Below are 774 nucleotides of genomic sequence, written 5' to 3'. Positions count from 1 at the left end.
AAAGAGCAATACGCCTCAGCCAAAGCTTTGAGGAAGACTTTGAATCCATGGGAGGACATGTGGTTTCAAAAGCTTACTTTGGCGCGGATCGCAGCCTCGCACAAACGGTTGCAACAATGCTTTCAACGGCTGACAGCAAGCAGCGCAGCCGAAAGCTTATGAGAGTCACCGGGCTCGCCCTAGAAACCCGACCAGAGAGACGAAATGACCTAGATGCGATTCTAGTGCTAGGCAACCACGAAGACGGCAAACAGATAAAGCCCCTCTTGGCATTCAACTTCGCACAAGATCTACCAGTCTTTGCTAGCTCTAGCATACACACACCCGGCCGAGTTGACGCAAACAATGATCTTAGCAGGGTACAGTTCCCTGACATTCCATGGGTATTCACGCAATCGAACCCTTTAAAAGCCCAGATCGAAACGACGCGCCCCGCGCTCAGTGACAGATACGCGCGATTCTACGCGCTCGGTGCCGACGCCTATCTTCTTGCCCCCCGACTCCCAATACTGAGAGAGATACCGAACAGTTTCGCTCAGGGGCTTACAGGCAAGCTAAACGTAAACCCTGACGGTGTTGTAGAGCGGGCACTACAATGGGCCATGTATCGCAGGGGCAAAGCCATCACGATTAACTAAAGCAGGGAGCAATCAAAATGCGCTCAAAAGGATTTGAGTTCGAAAACAAAGCAAAGCATTATCTGCAAAGCAAGGGATTAAAGTTAGTCTTACAAAATTATAGCTGCAGGCTCGGAGAGATCGATCTCATCATGCT

General features: G+C 50.3%; 2 protein-coding genes. Both read left to right on the top strand.

Features of this window, described 5'->3' with window-relative positions:
• Positions 1 to 638, top strand: a 638-nt coding sequence (locus A3750_RS20000) for a penicillin-binding protein activator (RefSeq protein ID WP_197475186.1), incomplete at its 5' end; no start/stop codon positions are given.
• Between the two features lie 17 nt (positions 639 to 655).
• Positions 656 to 774, top strand: a 119-nt coding sequence (locus A3750_RS27155; protein ID WP_197475185.1) for a YraN family protein, incomplete at its 3' end; no start/stop codon positions are given.

It is taken from the genome of Oleiphilus sp. HI0079 (assembly GCF_001635105.1).
The sequence above is the reverse complement of the archived record's forward strand: the minus strand, read 5'-3'. Positions and strand labels throughout refer to the sequence as shown.